We start from the raw sequence: 16936 nt of genomic DNA on the forward strand, positions 1-16936 counted from the left end.
AACGTAAAATTCATGCGCCGCGCGCGCCGCGCGGGCGCATGAGACCCATCCGGGATGCACTTCGATCTCTCCACTTTTTACCTGCTCATCGTCGGGACCCTTCTGGCCGGCGCTGGAATGATGTTCTGGGAGCGCAGTTTGGCGGCCCGCCGCGACAAGACGCTGCGGATACTGGGAGCCGGCCTTGTCGTGCTCGCGGTGGGCTGCGTGGTGGCGCTGTTTCGTCGCTTCCTTCCCGAGGCGGTCGGTTCTGCCGTCAGCAATCTGATCATTCTTGCCGGTTATCTCCTCGTCCTTCATGGTGTCGCGTCGTTCAACGGACGCAGGCATCTCGCAGCCTCCCTGGTCATGTTCGTCGGCATGGCGCTGGTGTGGGCGATCTGGGGCTCGCGCTGGCAGCTTATTGTGTGGGCCTATGTCAGCGCCTTGCCGATCGCGCTGGCGAGCGGCATGACGGCCTGGGAAATGTGGCGCTGTACCGCGCTGGCGCCGCTATCGGCGCGGCGCGTTGTCATCGCGGCCGAGGGCATCCACGCGCTGTTCTACGCGGCGCGGGCCTTTTTCCTGCCCTCGTTCGTGGCGGCCTACGGGCAGGATCTGCTGCCGGTTTCGAGCAAGATCACGATGTACGAGGGCGTCCTGTTTTCCGTGGTGATGCCGATGGCTCTGCTAAAACTCGTGCGGGACGAGGCCCACGGCCGGCTCGTGCGGGAGGCGCGCACGGACTACCTGACGCGCATGGGCAACCGCCGTTGGTTTTTCGAAGAAGGGACTCGCGTGAGCGGCGGCGAGGCAGGGCAGAAGGCGCTTTCCGTTCTGGCGTTCGACCTCGACCGCTTCAAGGCCATCAATGATCAGCATGGCCACGAAACGGGAGACCGCGTACTGGCCTTGTTCGCCGAAATCGTCCGCGGCGTACTGCCTTCCGGCACTGTGCTGGCCCGCATGGGCGGAGAGGAGTTCGCCGCGCTGCTGGCGGGCGACGATGCCCGCCGCGCCAGGCTGCTGGGCGAAACCGTCGCACGGCAGTTTGCCGAAACGGTTCTGGACCGGACAGACGGCGTCGGGATCGGGGCAACGGTCAGCATAGGCCTGGCGCAGTTCGAACGCGGCATGCCCTCGCTCACCGAGGGGCTGGCCGCCGCCGACCAGGCCCTGTATCAGGCGAAATCGCGGGGCGGCAATCGCCTGGAACTGGCGTAGCGCGGCGCGCATCGCAACCGCGATCGCCGGCGTGGCGCCCTGGCCGCGGCACACCTCCAAGGTATGATTGCGCCCACTATGGCATTACGCGCAACCATCTACAAAGCCGAACTGCATATCGCGGACGGCGACCGCCACTACTACGGCAGCCATTCCCTGACCATCGCCCGCCATCCGTCCGAGACCGATGAACGCATGATGGTGCGGCTCGTGGCCTATGCCTTGAACGCCCACGAAGACCTGGCTTTCACCAAGGGCCTGAGCGACACCGACGAGCCCGACATCTGGCGCAAGGAATTGCATGGCGACATCGCCGACTGGATCGAGATCGGCCAGCCCGACGAACGCCGCATCCTCAAGGCCTGCGGCCGCGCCGAAAACGTGCTGGTCTATTGCTACAACCATGCCAGCAACATCTGGTGGAACGGCATCAAGAACAAGGTCGAACGCGCCCGCAATCTTCGCGTGATCCATTTTCCGTCGGAGCAGGCACAGGCGCTGGGCGCCCTGGCCGAACGCACCATGCAGATCCACGTGAACATCCAGGACGGCGAGGCGTATGTTTCGGCCGACAAAGGCCAGGTGACGGTGCGTCCCGAAAGCTGGCGCTGACGCTCGCGCTTTTAGCCGCGAGCGTTCAAAAAACTCAGCGCCCGCAAACCTCGCCGTCCAGCATCCGCCGAGCTGCCCTGGCAATGCTGCTGGCGTCGACGCCGAAGAACTCCCGCAGCATCGCCCGCGTATCGCTGCGCCCGAACCCGTCGGTGCCCAGCGTCAGATAACGGGCCCCTGCAGGCAGATACGCCCGCACCGTCTCCGGCACGGCCCGCACATAATCGCTGGCTGCAATCACGGGCCCGGCAAAAGAACCCAACTGTTGCCGCAGGAACGGCATCGGCGTCGCGTCGCCCGGTTTGCCCTCGAGCGCCGCCGCTTCGCACGCCGCCCCATCGCGCGCCAGTTCGCTCCAGCTCGTCACGCTGTATACGTCGACGCCGACGCCCTGCGCGTGCAGCTGCTCTGCCGCTTTGAGCACCTCGGTGAGGATGGCGCCCGATCCCATCAACACCACTTGGGCCGCGCTCGCCTGCGCGGGGAAGCGCCGCAAGCAATAGCAGCCCTTCAGAATTTGGCCGTACTGGTCTTGGGCGATATCGGGCTGCGCGTAGTTCTCGTTCATCAGGGTGATGTAATAGAACACGTCCTTCTGTTCCACCATCATCTCGCGTATGCCGGCGTCGACGATCACCGCCATCTCGCCGGCAAAGGCCGGATCGTAGGACTTGCAATTGGGGATGGTGGCGGCGACGAGATGGCTGGTGCCGTCCTGGTGCTGCAGGCCTTCGCCGCCCAACGTGGTGCGTCCCGACGTGGCGCCGAGCAGAAAGCCGCGCGGGCGTTGGTCGGCGGCCGCCCAGATCTGGTCTCCCACGCGCTGGAAGCCGAACATCGAGTAGTAGATGTAGAAGGGCAGCATGGCCAGGCCGTGCACGCTGTAGCTGGTCGCCGCTGCCGTCCAGCTGGCGATGGCGCCCGCTTCGCTGATGCCTTCCTCGAGGATCTGCCCGTCCATGGCCTCGCGATAGCTGAGAATCGAGTCGATGTCTTCGGGCGAATAGCGCTGGCCCACGCTGGAGTAGATGCCGGCCTGCTTGAACAGATTGGCCATGCCGAAGGTGCGGGCCTCGTCGGCGACGATGGGCACGATGCGCGGCCCGAGTGCCGCGTCCTTGAGCAGGGCGCCCAATATTCTGACGAAGGCCATGGTGGTGCTCATGGGCTTGCCGCCGGCTTGGACCGCGAATTGCGCATACGTGTCGAGCGGCGGCGTGGGCACCGCCGCCGCGGTGGTCTCGCGCCGCGGCATGAAGCCGCCGAGCGCTTCGCGGCGGGCTTTCAGGTAGGTGATCTCGGGGCTGTTCTCATCGGGCTTGATGAACTCGAGCGAGGTGGCCTGCTCGTCGTTGAGCGGCAGGTTGAAGCGGTCGCGAAAGCCCAGCAGATCCGACGCCTCGAACTTTTTTTGCGAGTGCGTGGTCATGCGGCCCTGGCCGGCCGTGCCCATGCCGTAGCCCTTTTTGGTATGAGCCAGGATCACGGTGGGCTGGCCTCGGTGGCTGGCCGCGGCCGCGTACGCGGCATAGATCTTGACCAGATCGTGACCCCCGCGCTTGAGCCGGTCGATCTGCTCGTCGCCCATGTTCTGCACCAACCGCGCAAGCTGTTCGTTCTGGCCGAAGAAGCGTTCGCGATTGAAGCGTCCGTCCTTGGCCGCGAACGTCTGCATCTGCCCGTCCACCGTCGCGGCCAGCGCCTTGATGAGCGAGCCGTCCTCGTCCTGGGCGAAAAGGCTGTCCCAGTCGGAGCCCCACACCAGCTTGATGACGTTCCAGCCCGCGCCGGAGAAGAGCAATTCCAGTTCGTCGATGATGCGGCCGTTGCCGCGCACCGGACCGTCCAGGCGCTGCAGGTTGCAGTTGACCACCCAGATCAGGTTGTCGAGCTTTTCGCGCGCCGCCAGGGTCAGGGCGCTCATCGATTCGGGTTCATCCATCTCGCCGTCGCCGAACACGCCCCAGACCTTGCGTCCGCCGCAATCGAGCAGATTGCGGTGCGTCAGGTAGCGCATGAAGCGGGCGTGATAGATCGAGCTGATCGGACCTATGCCCATGGAACCCGTGGGAAACTGCCAGAAATCCGGCATCAGATAGGGATGCGGATAGCTCGACAGGCCGCGCGCGCCTTGCGCTGCGGCCGTGATCTCCTGTCGGTAATGCCGCAGGTCGTGCTCGCTCAGGCGGCCTTCGAGAAAGGCGCGGGCGTAGACGCCCGGCGAGCTGTGCGGCTGGAAGAAGACCAGGTCGCCGCCGTGCCGTGCATCTCGCGCGTGAAAGAAGTGGTTGAAACCGACTTCGAACAGGTCGGCGGCGCTGGCGTAGCTGGCGATGTGCCCGCCCAGTTCGCCGTAGGCCGAATTGGCCCGCACCACCATCGTCAAGGCATTCCAGCGGATGATGGCGCCCAGGCGCTCTTCCATGTCCAGGTCGCCGGGAAACGCCGGCTGTTCGCGCACCGGGATGGTATTGACGTAGGGCGTCGAGGCGCGCGCTTTCCAGCCTACGTTGCGCTGCTGTGAGAGCTGCTGCAGGGCATCGAGCATGTGCCGGACCCGCTCGGGGCCGGCGCTGGCCAGCAGCGCAAGCAGGGCTTCGCGCCACTCGGCGGTTTCTTGCGGGTCGGGGTCGGCAAGGCCGAATGCGTTCGTATTCGAAAGAAACTGCTCGGGCGCGTTCATGATGGAATGACCTGGATCTGAGTATCGGTTCAGAAATGCATCAAAAGCGGAAAGCCGGGAATCGGGAGGCGTCAGTGCTCTACGTGGCCACGTACCGGCCTTAGGATATCCCGCCAGAAACCCGGCACGAAACATTCGGCCACCAGCAGCGGCAGGCCATGGCGCCAGAACACCGAGCGGCGCGCCCATAGCGCCGCGCGCGCGCAATCCGCGTCCACGCCCAGCACCGTACGGTATAGCGCCAAGGGGGGCGCCAGCAGCGCGCAGGCGAAGGGCGAGCGCCGTATGGTTCGGTCGTGATAGAGCATGTCGGCCAGCGGCCGTGTTCGCAGGCGCCGCATGTTCTGCCAGACGCCGTGCGAGGCGGGCAGGGGCGTGAGGCTGCGCGCCACCACGGCGTCGCGGCCATCGACAGCCATCGCGATCTCGCGCACCCAGACCGGCGCGCCCGGCGCGAGCCGCATGCCGTGGGCCTCGTCGGCCGGCGCGCCCGAGGCGTATTCGGCCAGCACCCGCAGATCCATCCTGCCCAGGGCGCGCAAGCCGGCGGTCAGCGCGCCGGGGCGCAACAGCCAGGTCTTGTGCGCGACAGGCAGCGACGGGGGCGGCACGGAACGCCAGCCCAGTGGGCTGACGGGAGGCTGGGAGCGGTACGTCATGGCTGCGTATTATGGCTCAGGGGCCGGCCCCGGATGGCCGGCCCCCGCTCCCACACGCCGTAAAATGCCGCGCATGGAAAAAGTGCGCATCTCAAAGCTGATGTCCGAGCGCGGCCTGTGCTCTCGCCGCGAAGCCGACGCCTATATCGAGCGCGGCTGGGTCAAGGTGGACGGTAGGGTGGTCGCCGAATTGGGGGCCAAGGCGTATCCCGACCAGGAAATCACCCTGGAACGCGCCGCCCAGGCGCGCCAGACCGCACGCGTCACCATTCTGCTCAACAAGCCCGTGGGCTATGTTTCCGGCCAGGCCGAAAAAGGCTATACCCCGGCCGTGGCGCTCGTCGACGCGCGCTCGCGCTATGCCGGCGATCGCCTGCCGCGCCGCTTCGAGCGCTCGCATCTGCAGGGGCTGGCCGTGGCCGGCCGGCTGGACATCGATTCGCAGGGGCTGCTGGTCCTGACTCAGGACGGGCGCATCGCCCGCCATCTCATCGGCGAGGATTCCGACGTCGACAAGGAATACCTGGTGCGCGTCCAGGGCCGCTTGAGCGAAGGCGGCCTGGCCCTGCTCAACCACGGCCTGTCGCTGGACGGCAAGGCCTTGCGGCCTGCACAGGTGCAATGGCAGAACGCCGACCAGTTGCGCTTTGTGCTGCGCGAGGGCAAGAAGCGGCAGATCCGCCGCATGTGCGAACTGGTCGGGCTGAGGGTGGTGGGCCTCAAGCGCGTGCGTATCGGTCGGGTCGCCCTCGGCGACCTGCCTGCAGGCCAGTGGCGCTATCTGCGCGACGACGAAAGATTCTGAACGCCACCTATTTCAGATAATTTCATCTTCCGCGCCCGGCAAGGGCAGGGAAGACGCTGGTCTGGACGCGAATTCGCCGGGGGCCGCGCTGCCGCCGTTCAGGCGTTCCATCAAAAACTCGATGAAAATCCGTGTCTTGGCCGGCAGCAGTCGACTCTCTGTCACGGCATAGACCGGATACGGGCCGGCGTGCCATTCGGGCAATATGCGCAGCAGGCGCCCCGAGGCCAGATCGGCCTGAACGCTGTTGACGCGTGCCAGGACGCCGATGCCTGCTCCTTGCAGAATCAGGCCGTGCATCATCGTCATGCTGTTGATCGAGAACCGGCTGTGCGGCGTGATTTCCATCAAGGCATCGCCCCGGCTCAGCGGCCAACGCCAGGCGCGGCCGTTCTCGGCGCGGTAGGTCAGGCACTGATGGCCGGTCAGGTCCTCTGGGTGTCGAGGTTCGCCGTGCCGGGACAAGTAGGCGGGAGAAGCATATAAATAGCCATACAACGCGCCGAGTTGCCGGGCGATATGGGTTGAGCCCGGGCGCTCGCCGATTTCGACGGCGATGTCGCAGCGATGAAAGACGCGGCTGGCGTGTTCGGGGCTGGCCTGGTCCAGGTAGAAAGAAACCTCGGGGTAGCGCTCCGAGAAGGCGGTGAAGACTTCGGTGAGAAAACCCGTGCCGAAATCGGAGGGCATGTTCACGCGCAGCAGCCCTGAAGGCGTCTCGGCCAGTGTCTGCAATTCTTCGTGAGCGACCTGGGCGGCATCGATGATGCGCTGGCAGCGCTCGAAATAGAGATGCCCTGCATCGGTCAGCTCCACCTTGCGGGTGGTCCGGTTGAGCAGGCGCACGCCCACGGCTCGCTCGAGTTCGGCGATCTGTCGCGACAGAGTGGATTTGGGAACGCCGAGCGTCTCCGCGGCCCGTCCGAAGTTTCGGGTTTTGGCGACTTCGACGAACAGATGTATGCCGTGTAAATGATGCATGGCAGCACGGAACTTGAAAGAGAAGCAAATTATCCCATTTACGGAATAATGTTTTCGTTTTTATCTCTATGTTTCCGTATCGAGATGTCGCAGAATAGTCCCTTTTGCGTTGCAACACTCCCTGCGAAAGGCGGGGACATGGCACGCCGTTGCGAGGCGTTCCGGGGGCGGCTTTGTCCTGCGCCGGCGACCTCGCATACCGATCCATCTGGAAAAGCTCGAGTATGAAGAAATCGAATCCGATCCTGCGCACGGCAGTGCTGGCGCTATGCCTGGCCTCGGGCCTGACGGCTTGCGGCAAGAAGCAGGGCGCCGCCGCCGCTTCCGCCAAGCCCGAAGTCTGGGTGGTCACGCTCAAGCCGCAGGCGGTCAATCTCACCACCGAGCTGCCGGGCCGCACGTCGGCCTACCGCGAGGCGCAGGTGCGGCCCCAGGTAAATGGCATCGTGCAGAAGCGGCTGTTCACCGAGGGCGGCGAGGTCAAGGCCAACCAGCAGCTTTATCAGATCGATCCCGCGCTCTATCAGGCCCAATACGACAGCAGCCGCGCCGCCCTGGCCAAGGCCACCGCGACGCAGCGCTCGGCCGCCGCGCTGGCCGAGCGCTACAAGCCCCTGGTGCAGAGCCATGCCGTGAGCCGCCAAGCCTACGACGATGCCGTGGCCGCCGCCCAGCAGGCCGCCGCCGACGTGCTGGCCGCCAAGGCCGCGGTCGAGACCGCTCACGTCAACCTGGTCTATACCAAGGTGCTTTCGCCCATCGACGGCATTATCGGCCGCTCGGAAGTGACCGAAGGTGCGCTGGTCACCGCCAACCAGGCCAACCCCATCGCCACGGTCCAGCAGATCGACCCCATGTATGTGGATGTGGCCCAGTCCAGCACGCAGTTGCTGCGTCTGAAACAGGCCCTGGCCGACGGCCGACTCAAGAGCAGCGACGGCAAGCAGGCCGAGGTCAAGCTCGTGCTCGAGGACGGCACGCCCTACCCGCTGCCTGGCAAGATGGAGTTCTCCGACGTCACGGTCGATCCGACCACGGGCTCGGTCATCGTCCGCGCATTGTTCCCCAACCCCAAGCACATGCTCCTGCCCGGCATGTTCGTGCGTGCCACCTTGAGCGACGGCGTGGCGCCACAGGGCCTGCTGGTGCCGCAGCGCGGCGTCACGCGCGACCAGCGCGGCGATCCTACCGTGCTGATGCTCGCGCCGGACAACAAGGTCGAGCTGCGCGTCATCAAGACCGACCGCGCCATCGGCGATCAATGGCTGGTGACTGGCGGCCTGAAGGCCGGCGACCGGGTCATTGTCGAAGGCGTGCAGCGCGTGCATCCGGGCGTCGTGGTCAGTCCGCAAGAATGGAAGCCGTCCGCTCCCGTGCAGGTCGTGATCGACGGCCATGTCCAGGGCCGAGCCGTGCAGCAGGCCAAGTAAGGGGAGCCCGACCATGGCCAAGTTTTTCATCGACCGGCCGGTCTTCGCCTGGGTCATCGCCATCGTGCTGATGCTGGCGGGCCTGCTGTCCATCCATACCATGTCGGTGGCGCAGTATCCCAGCATCGCGCCGCCGTCCATCGCCATCCAGGCCACCTATCCGGGCGCCTCGGCCCAGACCGTGCAGGACGCGGTGGTGCAGGTGATCGAGCAGCAGATGAGCGGCCTCGATCACCTCGAATATATCTACTCCGAGAGCAACGGCGACGGCAGCATGACCATCACGCTGACCTTCGCGCAGGGCACCAACCCCGACATCGCGCAGGTGCAGGTGCAGAACAAGCTGTCGCTGGCGCAGCCGCTGCTGCCGCAGGAAGTGCAGCAGCAAGGCCTGCGGGTCACCAAGGCCACCAAGAACTTCCTGATCGTGGCGGCCTTCATCTCGCGCAACGGTTCCATGGATCGGGCCGACCTGGCCGACTATGCGGCTTCGTACGTACAGGATCCGATCAGCCGCACGCAGGGCGTGGGCGACTTCCAGCTGTTCGGCTCACCCTATGCCATGCGCATCTGGCTCGATCCGACCAAGCTGGCGGGCTACAAGCTCACGGCCCTGGACGTCTCCAACGCCATCAAGGAGCAGAACGTCCAGATCGCCGCGGGCCAGCTGGGCCAGCAGCCCGCCTTGCCCGGGCAGCAACTCACCGCCACGGTGGTCGGCCCCTCGCGCCTGAACACGCCTGAGCAATTCGGCAAGATCCTGCTCAAGGTCAATGCCGACGGTTCACGGGTGCTCCTGCGCGATGTGGCGCGCATCGAGCTGGGGGCGCAGGTCTACAGCATCGACACGGCCTATGACGGCCAGCCGGCGGCGGGCCTGGCCATCAAGCTGGCGCCGGGCGCCAACGCGCTCGACACCGTCCAGAATGTGCACAACACCATCGACCGACTCAAGCCCTTCTTCCCGCCGGGCATGGACGTGGTTTATCCCTACGACACGTCGCCCTTCGTGAAGCTGTCGATCGACGATGTGGTCCAGACGCTGATCGAGGCCATCATCCTGGTGTTTCTGGTGATGTATCTGTTCCTGCAGAACATCCGCGCCACGCTGGTGCCGACGCTGGCGGTGCCGGTGGTGCTGCTGGGCGCGTTCGCCGTGCTCAATGCGTTCGGCTTCACCATCAATACGCTCACCATGTTCGGCATGGTGCTGGCGATCGGCCTGCTGGTCGACGACGCCATCGTGGTGGTGGAAAATGTCGAGCGGGTCATGCACGAAGAGCACCTGACGCCGCTGCAGGCCACGCGCAAGTCCATGGAGCAGATCACCGGCGCGCTGGTCGGCATTGCGATGGTGCTGGCGGCGGTGTTCATCCCCATGGCTTTTTTCGGCGGCTCCACCGGCGTCATCTACCGGCAGTTTTCCATCACCATCGTGTCGTCCATGGCGCTGTCGGTTCTGGTGGCCATCGTGTTCACGCCGGCGCTGTGCGCCACCATTCTGCATCCGCCGTCGCACGCGCCGCGCAAGGGGTTTTTCGGCTGGTTCAACCGCAATTTCGAACGGGCCAGCAATGGATACGGGGCCATCGTGTCGCGCGTGCTGGGCAAGGTCAAGCGGGTGTATCTGATCTATGCGCTGATCGTACTGGGCATGGTCTATCTGTTCGCGCACATTCCCACGTCTTTCCTGCCCGCCGAAGACCAGGGCATCTTGTTCGCGCAGGTGTCGGCGCCGCCGGGCGCCACCACCGAGCGCACGCGCAGTTCGGCCAACCAGGCCCTCAATTACCTGCTCAACCAGGAGAAGGACGTGGTGGACGCTGCGTTCCTGGTCACGGGCTTCAACTTCGGCGGCCGCGGCCAGAACGCGGCCATCATCTTCATCAAGCTCAAGGACTGGAAGGAGCGCAAGGCGGCCAGCATGCACGCCGGGGCGATCGCGGCGCGACTCAATGCCGCTTTCGCCAAAAACATCCGCGACGCCCAGATCGCCGTCTTCGCGCCGCCCGCCGTGATGGAGCTGGGCAACGCCACGGGCTTCGATTTCATGCTCGAAGATCAGGCCGGCCTAGGCCACCAGGCCCTGCTGGCCGCGCGCAATCAGCTGCTGTCCGAGGCCATGCGCGATCCCAAGCTGATGGCGGTGCGGCCAAACGGCATCGAAGACGCCGCGCAGTACAAGCTGAACATCGACCGCGAAAAAGCCAAGGCTCTGGGCGTGTCGGTAAGCGACCTGGACAGCGTGCTGTCCATCGCCTGGGGTTCGTCCTATGTGAACGACTTCATCGACCGCGGCCGCGTCAAGAAGGTTTTCCTCATGGGCGATGCCAGCGGCCGCATGCTGCCGCAGGATCTGGACAAATGGTACGTGCGCAACGCCAGCGGCGGCATGGTGCCTTTCTCCGCCTTCGCCAGCGGCACGTGGCAGTTCGGCCCGGAAAAGCTCAATCGCTACGACGGCGTGCCGGCCTTCGAGATCCAGGGTCTGCCGGCGCCGGGCTACAGCTCGGGCGATGCCATGCTCGAGATGGAGCACCTTGCCGCCAAGCTGCCCACGGGCATCGGTTACGAATGGACCGGCCTGTCGTATGAAGAACGTTCGTCGGGGCAGCAGGCTCCGGCGCTTTACGCCATCTCCCTGCTCGTGGTGTTTCTGTGCCTGGCTGCGCTGTACGAGAGCTGGAGCATACCCACGGCGGTGATGATGGTGGTGCCGCTGGGCGTGGTCGGGGCGCTCCTGGCCACGATGCTGCGAGGCCTGTCCAACGACGTGTATTTCCAGGTCGGGCTGCTCACCACGGTGGGCCTGGCCGCCAAGAACGCCATTCTCATCGTGGAGTTCGCAAAAGAGCACTTCGAAAACGGCGGCTGTCTGGCCGAGGCGGCCATTCACGCGGCCAGGCAGCGCCTGCGGCCCATTCTGATGACGTCCATGGCCTTCATCCTGGGCGTGCTGCCGCTGGCGCTGTCCAACGGCGCGGGTTCCGGCAGCCAGAACGCCATCGGCACCGGGGTGATCGGCGGCATGCTGACGGGCACCTTCCTGGTCATTTTCTTCGTGCCTACGTTCTTCGTGACAGTGCTCAAGTGGTTCAAGGTCACGCGCGTCAGCGAGAGGGTCGATAAGCACGCCAAGCCCGACGCTTCGGGGTCTTCGACGCAAACCCTGCCCGGAGGCCATTCGTGATGATGTTCCCGATGAGAAAAGCGAATCTGCTCCTGGCCCTGGGCCTGGCCGGCGCGCTGGCCGGTTGCACCCTGGCGCCCACCTATCACCGGCCTGCGGCGCCGGTGGCGGCGAACTACCCGACCGGCCCGGCCTACCAGCGCGCGGCTCAGGATCAAGGCAAGCCGGTACAGGGCGCCGCCGCCGACGTGGGCTGGCGCGACTTCTTCCACGATCCGTTGCTGCGGCGTCTGATCGCGCTGTCGCTGGACAATAACCGCGACTTGCGCGTAGCCGTGCTCAACGTTCAGGCATTGCAGGCGCAGTACCGCATTCAGCGTGCCGGCCTGATGCCTTCTGCGTCAGTGACCGGCACCGAAACGGCGCAGCGGGTGCCGGCCAGCCTGTCGACATCCGGCAGGGAATACTCCAGCCAGAACTGGCAGGTGGGTCCGGCGATTTCGTGGCAGCTCGATCTCTTCGGCCAGGTCCAGAGCCTGGCCAAGGCAGCCCTGGAAAACTATCTTGCGCAGGACGATACCCGCATCGCCACGCAGCTCAGCCTGATCTCCCAGACGGCCACGGCCTACTTCACGCTGCGCGCCGACCAGGAACTGCTGGACCTGACGACCCAGACATTCAAGGCCCGGCAGACGTCCTACGATCTGATCAAGCAGAGCTATGACCAGGGCGTGGACAGCGCCCTCGACCTGAGCCAGGCAGAGACCGCGCTGCGCACGGCGCAGAGCAACCAGTCGCAATACCTGCGGCAAGTGGCGCAAGACCGCAATGCGCTGGTGCTGCTGCTGGGCGAACCGATGCCGGCCGATATCGCGGCGCAGCTCGGTCAGGCGCGCCGGTTGCCCGACGACGCCATGCCGCTGGAACTGCCCGCCGGCCTGCCGTCCGATCTGCTCGAGCGCCGCCCCGACATCCGCGCGGCCGAGCATCAGCTGCTTGCGGCCAACGCCAATATCGGCGCGGCGCGTGCGGCGTTCTTTCCTACGATTTCGCTCACCGCTTTCGCGGGAACGGCCAGCAACAGTCTGACGGGTCTGTTCATGCCGGGCTCGGAAGCCTGGAACCTGGTGCCCAAGATCAGCATGCCCATCTTCCAGGGCGGTTCGCTTCTGGCCAATCTGGACTTGTCGCACGTGCGCAAGAATATCCAGATCGCCACTTACGAAAAGTCCATCCAGACGGGCTTTCGCGAAGTGGCCGACGCGCTTGCCGGGCGCGGCACGCTGGACGACGAAATCAGCGCGCAGCGCAAGCTGGTCGACGCCAGCGCGTTGGCCTACAAACTGTCGCAGCAGCGGTTCGACGCCGGGGTGGACAGCTACCTCAGCGTGCTCGATTCGCAGCGCTCGCTCTATGCGGCCCAGCAAGGCCTGATTGCCACGCGCCTGGCGCGCCTGAACAACCAGATCAGTCTGTACAAGGCGCTGGGCGGCGGCTGGACCGAGAAGTCGGTCGTCGAGGCGCCGCAGGCGGGTGGAGCGACGCCCAAGTCGTAAATCTTCCGGGGCTATGCACCCGGGACTCGAAACAAACGGCCGGTGGATCGCTCCACCGGCCGTTTGTTGTGCGTGTGCCGCGGTGGCGCTTCAGTTGCTGCGCATTGCCCGATGCAGCAGGCCCACCACGAACAGCACGATGATCGCGCCGACCACCGAGCCGATGAAGCCGGCAGCCTGGCCGGGACCGTACCAGTGCATGGCCTGGCCCAGATAGTTGGCCACCACGGACCCGATGATGCCCAGGACCGTGGTCATGACGATGCCCATGCTTTGGTTGCCCGGCATGATGGCGCGCGCGATCAGGCCGACAATGAAGCCGACGACGATCATGATGATGATGTGCATGCATGTGCTCCTGAAAGCAGAGAGGGAGAGAGGTGCAGGGATGATACCCAAGCCGCCGCGCAGGACCTTTCTGGAGGTGTAACAACCCGTAGGCGTACGATTACGCCTCGGCGGCCATGCCGCTGTGGCGCAGCAACGCGTCGATGCGAGGCTCGCGGCCGCGGAAAGCCCTAAAGGACTCGGCCGCCGGCCTGGCACCGCCCACGGCCAGGATTTCCTTGCGAAAACGCTGGCCGGTCGCGGCGTCCAGGGGACCCTGAGCAGACGTCTGGGCCGCTTCTTCAAAGGCGGCATAGGCGTCGGCCGACAGCACCTCGGCCCATTTGTAGCTGTAGTAGCCCGCACCGTAGCCGCCCGCGAACAGGTGCGAGAAATTGTGCGGCATGCGGTGCCAGGCGGGCGGGAAAAGCACGGCTACTTCCTTGCGCACCTGCTGCAGCAGATCCAGCACCTGAGGGGTAGTCAGCGCCTGCTTGCGGGCGTGCATGAGCATGTCGAACAGCGCGAACTCCACCTGGCGCACGGTCTGCATGCCGCTCTGGAAATTGCGCGCGGCCAGGAGCTTGTCGTAAAGCTCGCGCGGCAACGATCTACCGTCGTCCACGTGCGCCGAAAGTTTTTGCAGCACGGGCCATTCCCAGCAGAAGTTCTCCATGAACTGCGAAGGCAGTTCGATGGCGTCCCACTCGACGCTGGCGAAGGCCGCCGCGCCCGGTTCGTCCACCTCGCTGAGCAGGGCATGCAAGGCATGGCCGGTCTCGTGGAAAAGGGTGATGACATCGTCGTGGGTCAGCAGGGCGGGCTTGTCGGCGGTGGGCTTGGCGTAGTTGCAGTTCAGGTATGCGACCGGCGTCTGCAGCCGGCCGGCGGTCTTGCGGCGATTACGCTCGCCGTCGACCCAGGCGCCGCCCTGTTTGCCTGCGCGTGCGTACAAGTCCAGATACAAATGTCCCACCAGATCGCCGGACGGGTTCTCGACTCGCACGCCGCGCACGTCGGGGTGCCAGGTCGATACCGCGGTTTCGCGCAGGCGCACGCCGAACACGGATTCGATCACCTCGAACAGGCCGGCCAGCACGCGCGGCTCGGTGAAGTACTGCTTGAGTTCGTCCTCGGAATAGGCGTAGCGCGATTCGCGCAGCCGCTCGGAAGCATAGGCGATGTCCCAGGGCTGCAGATCGTTCATGCCCAGCTCGCGCGCCGCATAGTCGCGCAACTGCGCCAGGTCGCGCTCGGCATAGGGCCTGGCGCGATGCGCCAGATCGCGCAGGAACTTGATGACTTCTTCTGCAGTCCGCGCCATGCGGGTCTGCAGGCGCAATTCGGCGAAATCGCCGTAGCCCAGCAGCCGCGCCTCTTCGCTGCGCAGGCTCAGCAGTTCCTCGATGAGCGGGGAGTTGTCATATTGCGGATCGCCCAGCTCGGACGCGATAGTGCCGTACGCGCGATATAGCGTCTCGCGCAGGGCCGGGTCGAGCGCGTACTGCATCACCGGGATGTAGCAGGGCATCTTCAGGGTGAGTTTGTAGCCGGGTGGCTTGACGCCGGGTCGCCCCGAGGCAAATCCGGTCTGCTCGAGGGGCAGTACGCCGTCGGGCGAGGTCTGGGGGCCCTTCTCGTCGGCCTGAGCGGCTTCGCGCGCCGCGTCGAGCACGTCGACCGGCAAGCCTTTCAGCCGATCTGCGTCGTCGACGAGCAGCGACCACGCATCGACGGCGTCCAGCGTGTTCTCGGAGAATTTCTGCGAAACCTGGGCTTCGCGGTCGGAGATCTCGGCATATCGCTCGCGGTCGGCGCCCTGCAGCTCGACGCCGCTCAGGCGAAAATCGCGCAGGGCCAGTTCGACCACGCGCCGGCGCACCGCCGGCCATGCGGCGTAGTCGGGGGTCTCGCGCAGGCGCCGGTACTGGCGGTAAAGGCCTTCGTGCAGGCCTACCCAGGTCGAGAACTCGGTGATCTTGGGCAAAGCCGCGTTGTAGGCCTCGCGCAGCTCGGGGGTATTGACCACGGCATTCAAGTGACCGGCCACCGACCAGGCGCGCCACAGCCGTTCGGAGGCGCTGTCCAGGGGTTCGACCACGGCTTCCCAGCTTGCTGGCAGGCCTGGGTCGGCCGCGTGGTCCACTGCCTTGCGGGCCAGGTCCAGCAGTTCGTCCACGGCGGGCGCGATGTGTTCGGGGCGGACGGCGGCGTAATCGACCAGGTCGGCAACGGGGGCAAGCAGGGGATTGGGGGAGGTCATGATCGCGAAGGCAGGGCGGGGTCGACAGGATGCGGAAGTGAGCCGTGATTATCGGCCATCCCGGCATGAATCATATGGGGGCTGCTCCCCCAGGCATCAAGATGCGCAGTCGTTTCACGGCATGTCCGCGATCTGGCGCGACGGGCCGACGACGGGTCAATTGCTCGACCGGATGCAGCCGGGCCGCTTCGCGCCGTCGCGGCATCGGGTCCGCGCATGCGTGACGAAGGTCTGACCGCTTTTCGACACAGAGCCCGCAGCTTCAGCCCTTGACGTGCCGACGCGCACCGGCGATCGCCTCGCGGCGGTTATCGCATCACGCTGCGACGCGCTCGGCGGCCTCGACGGTGTTGACCAGCAGCATGGCAATGGTCATGGGCCCCACGCCGCCGGGGACAGGCGTGATCGAGCCGGCCACCTTCACGGCTGAAGCGAAGTCCACGTCGCCGCAAAGCTTGCCGTCCGGGCCACGGTTGATGCCCACGTCGATCACCGCCGCGCCCGGCTTGATCATGTCGCCGGTGATCATGCCGGGCTTGCCGGTGGCAACCACCAGCACGTCGGCGCGGCGCGCCTGCGCGCCCAGGTCGCGGGTCTTGGAATTGCAGATCGTCACCGTGGCGCCGGCCTGAAGCAGCAGCATGGCCATGGGCTTGCCCACGATATTGCTGGCGCCCACCACCACGGCCTCGGCACCGCGCAGCGCCACACCGTCGGCCTCCAGCATCTTCATCACGCCGTAGGGCGTGCAGGGGCGAAACAGCGGTTGGCCCGTCATGAGCAGGCCCGCGTTGCTGATGTGAAAGCCGTCCACATCTTTCTCGGGTGCGATGGCTTCGATGACCTTGTGCGCGTCCATGTGCTTGGGCAGGGGCAACTGCACCAAAATGCCGTGTATGGCCGGGTCGGCATTGAGCGCGGCGATGCGGGCCAGCAGGTCGGCCTCGCTCATGTCGGCCGGATACTGTTCCTTGACCGAATGCAGCCCGGCCTTCTGGCAGGCTTCGACCTTGTTGCGGACGTAGACCTGCGACGCCGGGTCTTCGCCCACCAGCACGACGGCCAGGCCGGGCGTGACGCCCTTGGCCTTGAGGGCTGCGACGCGCTCGGTGACTTCTTCGCGGATTTTCGCGGACAGGGCTTTCCCATCGATGATGCGTGCGGACATTGCTTTTCGATCTCTGTGTGAGGAGTTGTGTTGTGTATCCACCTGGTTCTTAAGTCCGTTCTTCGAGCGCCGGCTGTGCCCTGGGGGCTTCGAAGTGCCGGGTTTGGCCGCCGCCTTAG

The 16936-nt window shown here is 65.6% G+C and carries 12 protein-coding genes; 6 read left to right on the plus strand and 6 right to left on the minus strand.

All coding sequences use genetic code 11. The features are described 5' to 3' along the window. The first annotated feature begins 54 nt into the window (after positions 1-54). Both ACTHJ1_RS12515 and ACTHJ1_RS12520 read left to right on the plus strand, forming a co-directional pair. Entirely contained in the window at positions 55-1203 is a 1149-nt protein-coding gene (locus ACTHJ1_RS12515) for a diguanylate cyclase (RefSeq protein ID WP_440192821.1), read from the plus strand. Between the two features lie 78 nt (positions 1204-1281). After that, positions 1282-1815 (plus strand): YaeQ family protein, encoded by a 534-nt coding sequence (locus tag ACTHJ1_RS12520; protein ID WP_440192823.1) that lies wholly within the window; start codon positions 1282-1284, stop codon positions 1813-1815. A gap of 34 nt (positions 1816-1849) precedes the next feature. Here the strand turns inward: ACTHJ1_RS12520 and mdeB are convergent, their stop codons facing one another. Further along, positions 1850-4498 (minus strand): alpha-ketoglutarate dehydrogenase, encoded by a 2649-nt coding sequence (mdeB, locus tag ACTHJ1_RS12525; RefSeq protein ID WP_440192825.1) that lies wholly within the window; start codon positions 4496-4498, stop codon positions 1850-1852. 71 nt (positions 4499-4569) lie between these two features. After that, positions 4570-5157, minus strand: coding sequence for a chorismate--pyruvate lyase family protein (locus tag ACTHJ1_RS12530; RefSeq protein ID WP_440192827.1), 588 nt, complete (start codon positions 5155-5157; stop codon positions 4570-4572). Positions 5158-5230: 73 nt separating this feature from the next. Here ACTHJ1_RS12530 and ACTHJ1_RS12535 point away from each other — a divergent pair, with 73 nt between their 5' ends. Beyond that, positions 5231-5962, plus strand: coding sequence for a pseudouridine synthase (locus tag ACTHJ1_RS12535; RefSeq protein ID WP_440192844.1), 732 nt, complete (start codon positions 5231-5233; stop codon positions 5960-5962). 12 nt (positions 5963-5974) lie between these two features. Here the strand turns inward: ACTHJ1_RS12535 and ACTHJ1_RS12540 are convergent, their stop codons facing one another. Continuing rightward, entirely contained in the window at positions 5975-6943 is a 969-nt protein-coding gene (locus ACTHJ1_RS12540; RefSeq protein ID WP_440192829.1) for a LysR family transcriptional regulator, read from the minus strand. Between the two features lie 224 nt (positions 6944-7167). Between ACTHJ1_RS12540 and ACTHJ1_RS12545 the strand changes: the two genes are divergently transcribed. From ACTHJ1_RS12545 to ACTHJ1_RS12555, 3 genes are read left to right on the plus strand one after another with little or no spacing between them, the layout of a single operon-like run. Continuing rightward, positions 7168-8373, plus strand: coding sequence for an efflux RND transporter periplasmic adaptor subunit (locus ACTHJ1_RS12545; RefSeq protein ID WP_440192831.1), 1206 nt, complete (start codon positions 7168-7170; stop codon positions 8371-8373). 13 nt (positions 8374-8386) lie between these two features. Next, positions 8387-11563, plus strand: coding sequence for an efflux RND transporter permease subunit (locus ACTHJ1_RS12550; protein WP_440192833.1), 3177 nt, complete (start codon positions 8387-8389; stop codon positions 11561-11563). Positions 11564-11565: 2 nt separating this feature from the next. Next, the gene (locus ACTHJ1_RS12555) at positions 11566-13059 is read left to right on the plus strand and encodes an efflux transporter outer membrane subunit (RefSeq protein ID WP_440192846.1); all 1494 of its coding nucleotides are present in this window, start codon (positions 11566-11568) and stop codon (positions 13057-13059) included. A gap of 90 nt (positions 13060-13149) precedes the next feature. Here ACTHJ1_RS12555 and ACTHJ1_RS12560 read toward each other — a convergent pair whose 3' ends face one another. The 3 genes from ACTHJ1_RS12560 to folD all read right to left on the minus strand — a co-directional run bounded on the left by ACTHJ1_RS12560 (position 13150) and on the right by folD (position 16817). Next, complete coding sequence (locus tag ACTHJ1_RS12560; protein WP_440192835.1) at positions 13150-13407, minus strand: GlsB/YeaQ/YmgE family stress response membrane protein; 258 nt, start codon at positions 13405-13407, stop codon at positions 13150-13152. Positions 13408-13507: 100 nt separating this feature from the next. After that, on the minus strand, positions 13508-15649 hold the full coding sequence (locus ACTHJ1_RS12565; RefSeq protein ID WP_440192837.1) for a M3 family metallopeptidase: 2142 nt from the start codon (positions 15647-15649) through the stop codon (positions 13508-13510). Positions 15650-15965: 316 nt separating this feature from the next. Continuing rightward, positions 15966-16817 carry a bifunctional methylenetetrahydrofolate dehydrogenase/methenyltetrahydrofolate cyclohydrolase FolD gene (gene folD, locus ACTHJ1_RS12570; protein WP_440192839.1) on the minus strand — a complete coding sequence of 284 codons (852 nt, stop codon included), beginning with the start codon at positions 16815-16817 and terminating at the stop codon, positions 15966-15968. Positions 16818-16936 lie beyond the last annotated feature (119 nt).

This window comes from Bordetella sp. (assembly GCF_051960075.1).
Taxonomy (GTDB): Bacteria; Pseudomonadota; Gammaproteobacteria; order Burkholderiales; family Burkholderiaceae_B; genus Bordetella.

What these genes read in the sequence shown, in the direction of transcription:
- ACTHJ1_RS12520 (WP_440192823.1), top strand. Translation starts at nt 1,282, where the DNA reads ATGGCATTACGCGCAACCATCTACAAAGCCGAACTGCATATCGCGGAC.
- ACTHJ1_RS12535 (WP_440192844.1), top strand. Translation starts at nt 5,231, where the DNA reads ATGGAAAAAGTGCGCATCTCAAAGCTGATGTCCGAGCGCGGCCTGTGC.
- ACTHJ1_RS12565 (WP_440192837.1), bottom strand. Translation starts at nt 15,649, where the DNA reads ATGACCTCCCCCAATCCCCTGCTTGCCCCCGTTGCCGACCTGGTCGAT.
- ACTHJ1_RS12540 (WP_440192829.1), bottom strand. Translation starts at nt 6,943, where the DNA reads ATGCATCATTTACACGGCATACATCTGTTCGTCGAAGTCGCCAAAACC.
- ACTHJ1_RS12555 (WP_440192846.1), top strand. Translation starts at nt 11,566, where the DNA reads ATGTTCCCGATGAGAAAAGCGAATCTGCTCCTGGCCCTGGGCCTGGCC.
- ACTHJ1_RS12545 (WP_440192831.1), top strand. Translation starts at nt 7,168, where the DNA reads ATGAAGAAATCGAATCCGATCCTGCGCACGGCAGTGCTGGCGCTATGC.
- ACTHJ1_RS12550 (WP_440192833.1), top strand. Translation starts at nt 8,387, where the DNA reads ATGGCCAAGTTTTTCATCGACCGGCCGGTCTTCGCCTGGGTCATCGCC.
- folD (WP_440192839.1), bottom strand. Translation starts at nt 16,817, where the DNA reads ATGTCCGCACGCATCATCGATGGGAAAGCCCTGTCCGCGAAAATCCGC.
- mdeB (WP_440192825.1), bottom strand. Translation starts at nt 4,498, where the DNA reads ATGAACGCGCCCGAGCAGTTTCTTTCGAATACGAACGCATTCGGCCTT.
- ACTHJ1_RS12560 (WP_440192835.1), bottom strand. Translation starts at nt 13,407, where the DNA reads ATGCACATCATCATCATGATCGTCGTCGGCTTCATTGTCGGCCTGATC.
- ACTHJ1_RS12530 (WP_440192827.1), bottom strand. Translation starts at nt 5,157, where the DNA reads ATGACGTACCGCTCCCAGCCTCCCGTCAGCCCACTGGGCTGGCGTTCC.
- ACTHJ1_RS12515 (WP_440192821.1), top strand. Translation starts at nt 55, where the DNA reads ATGCACTTCGATCTCTCCACTTTTTACCTGCTCATCGTCGGGACCCTT.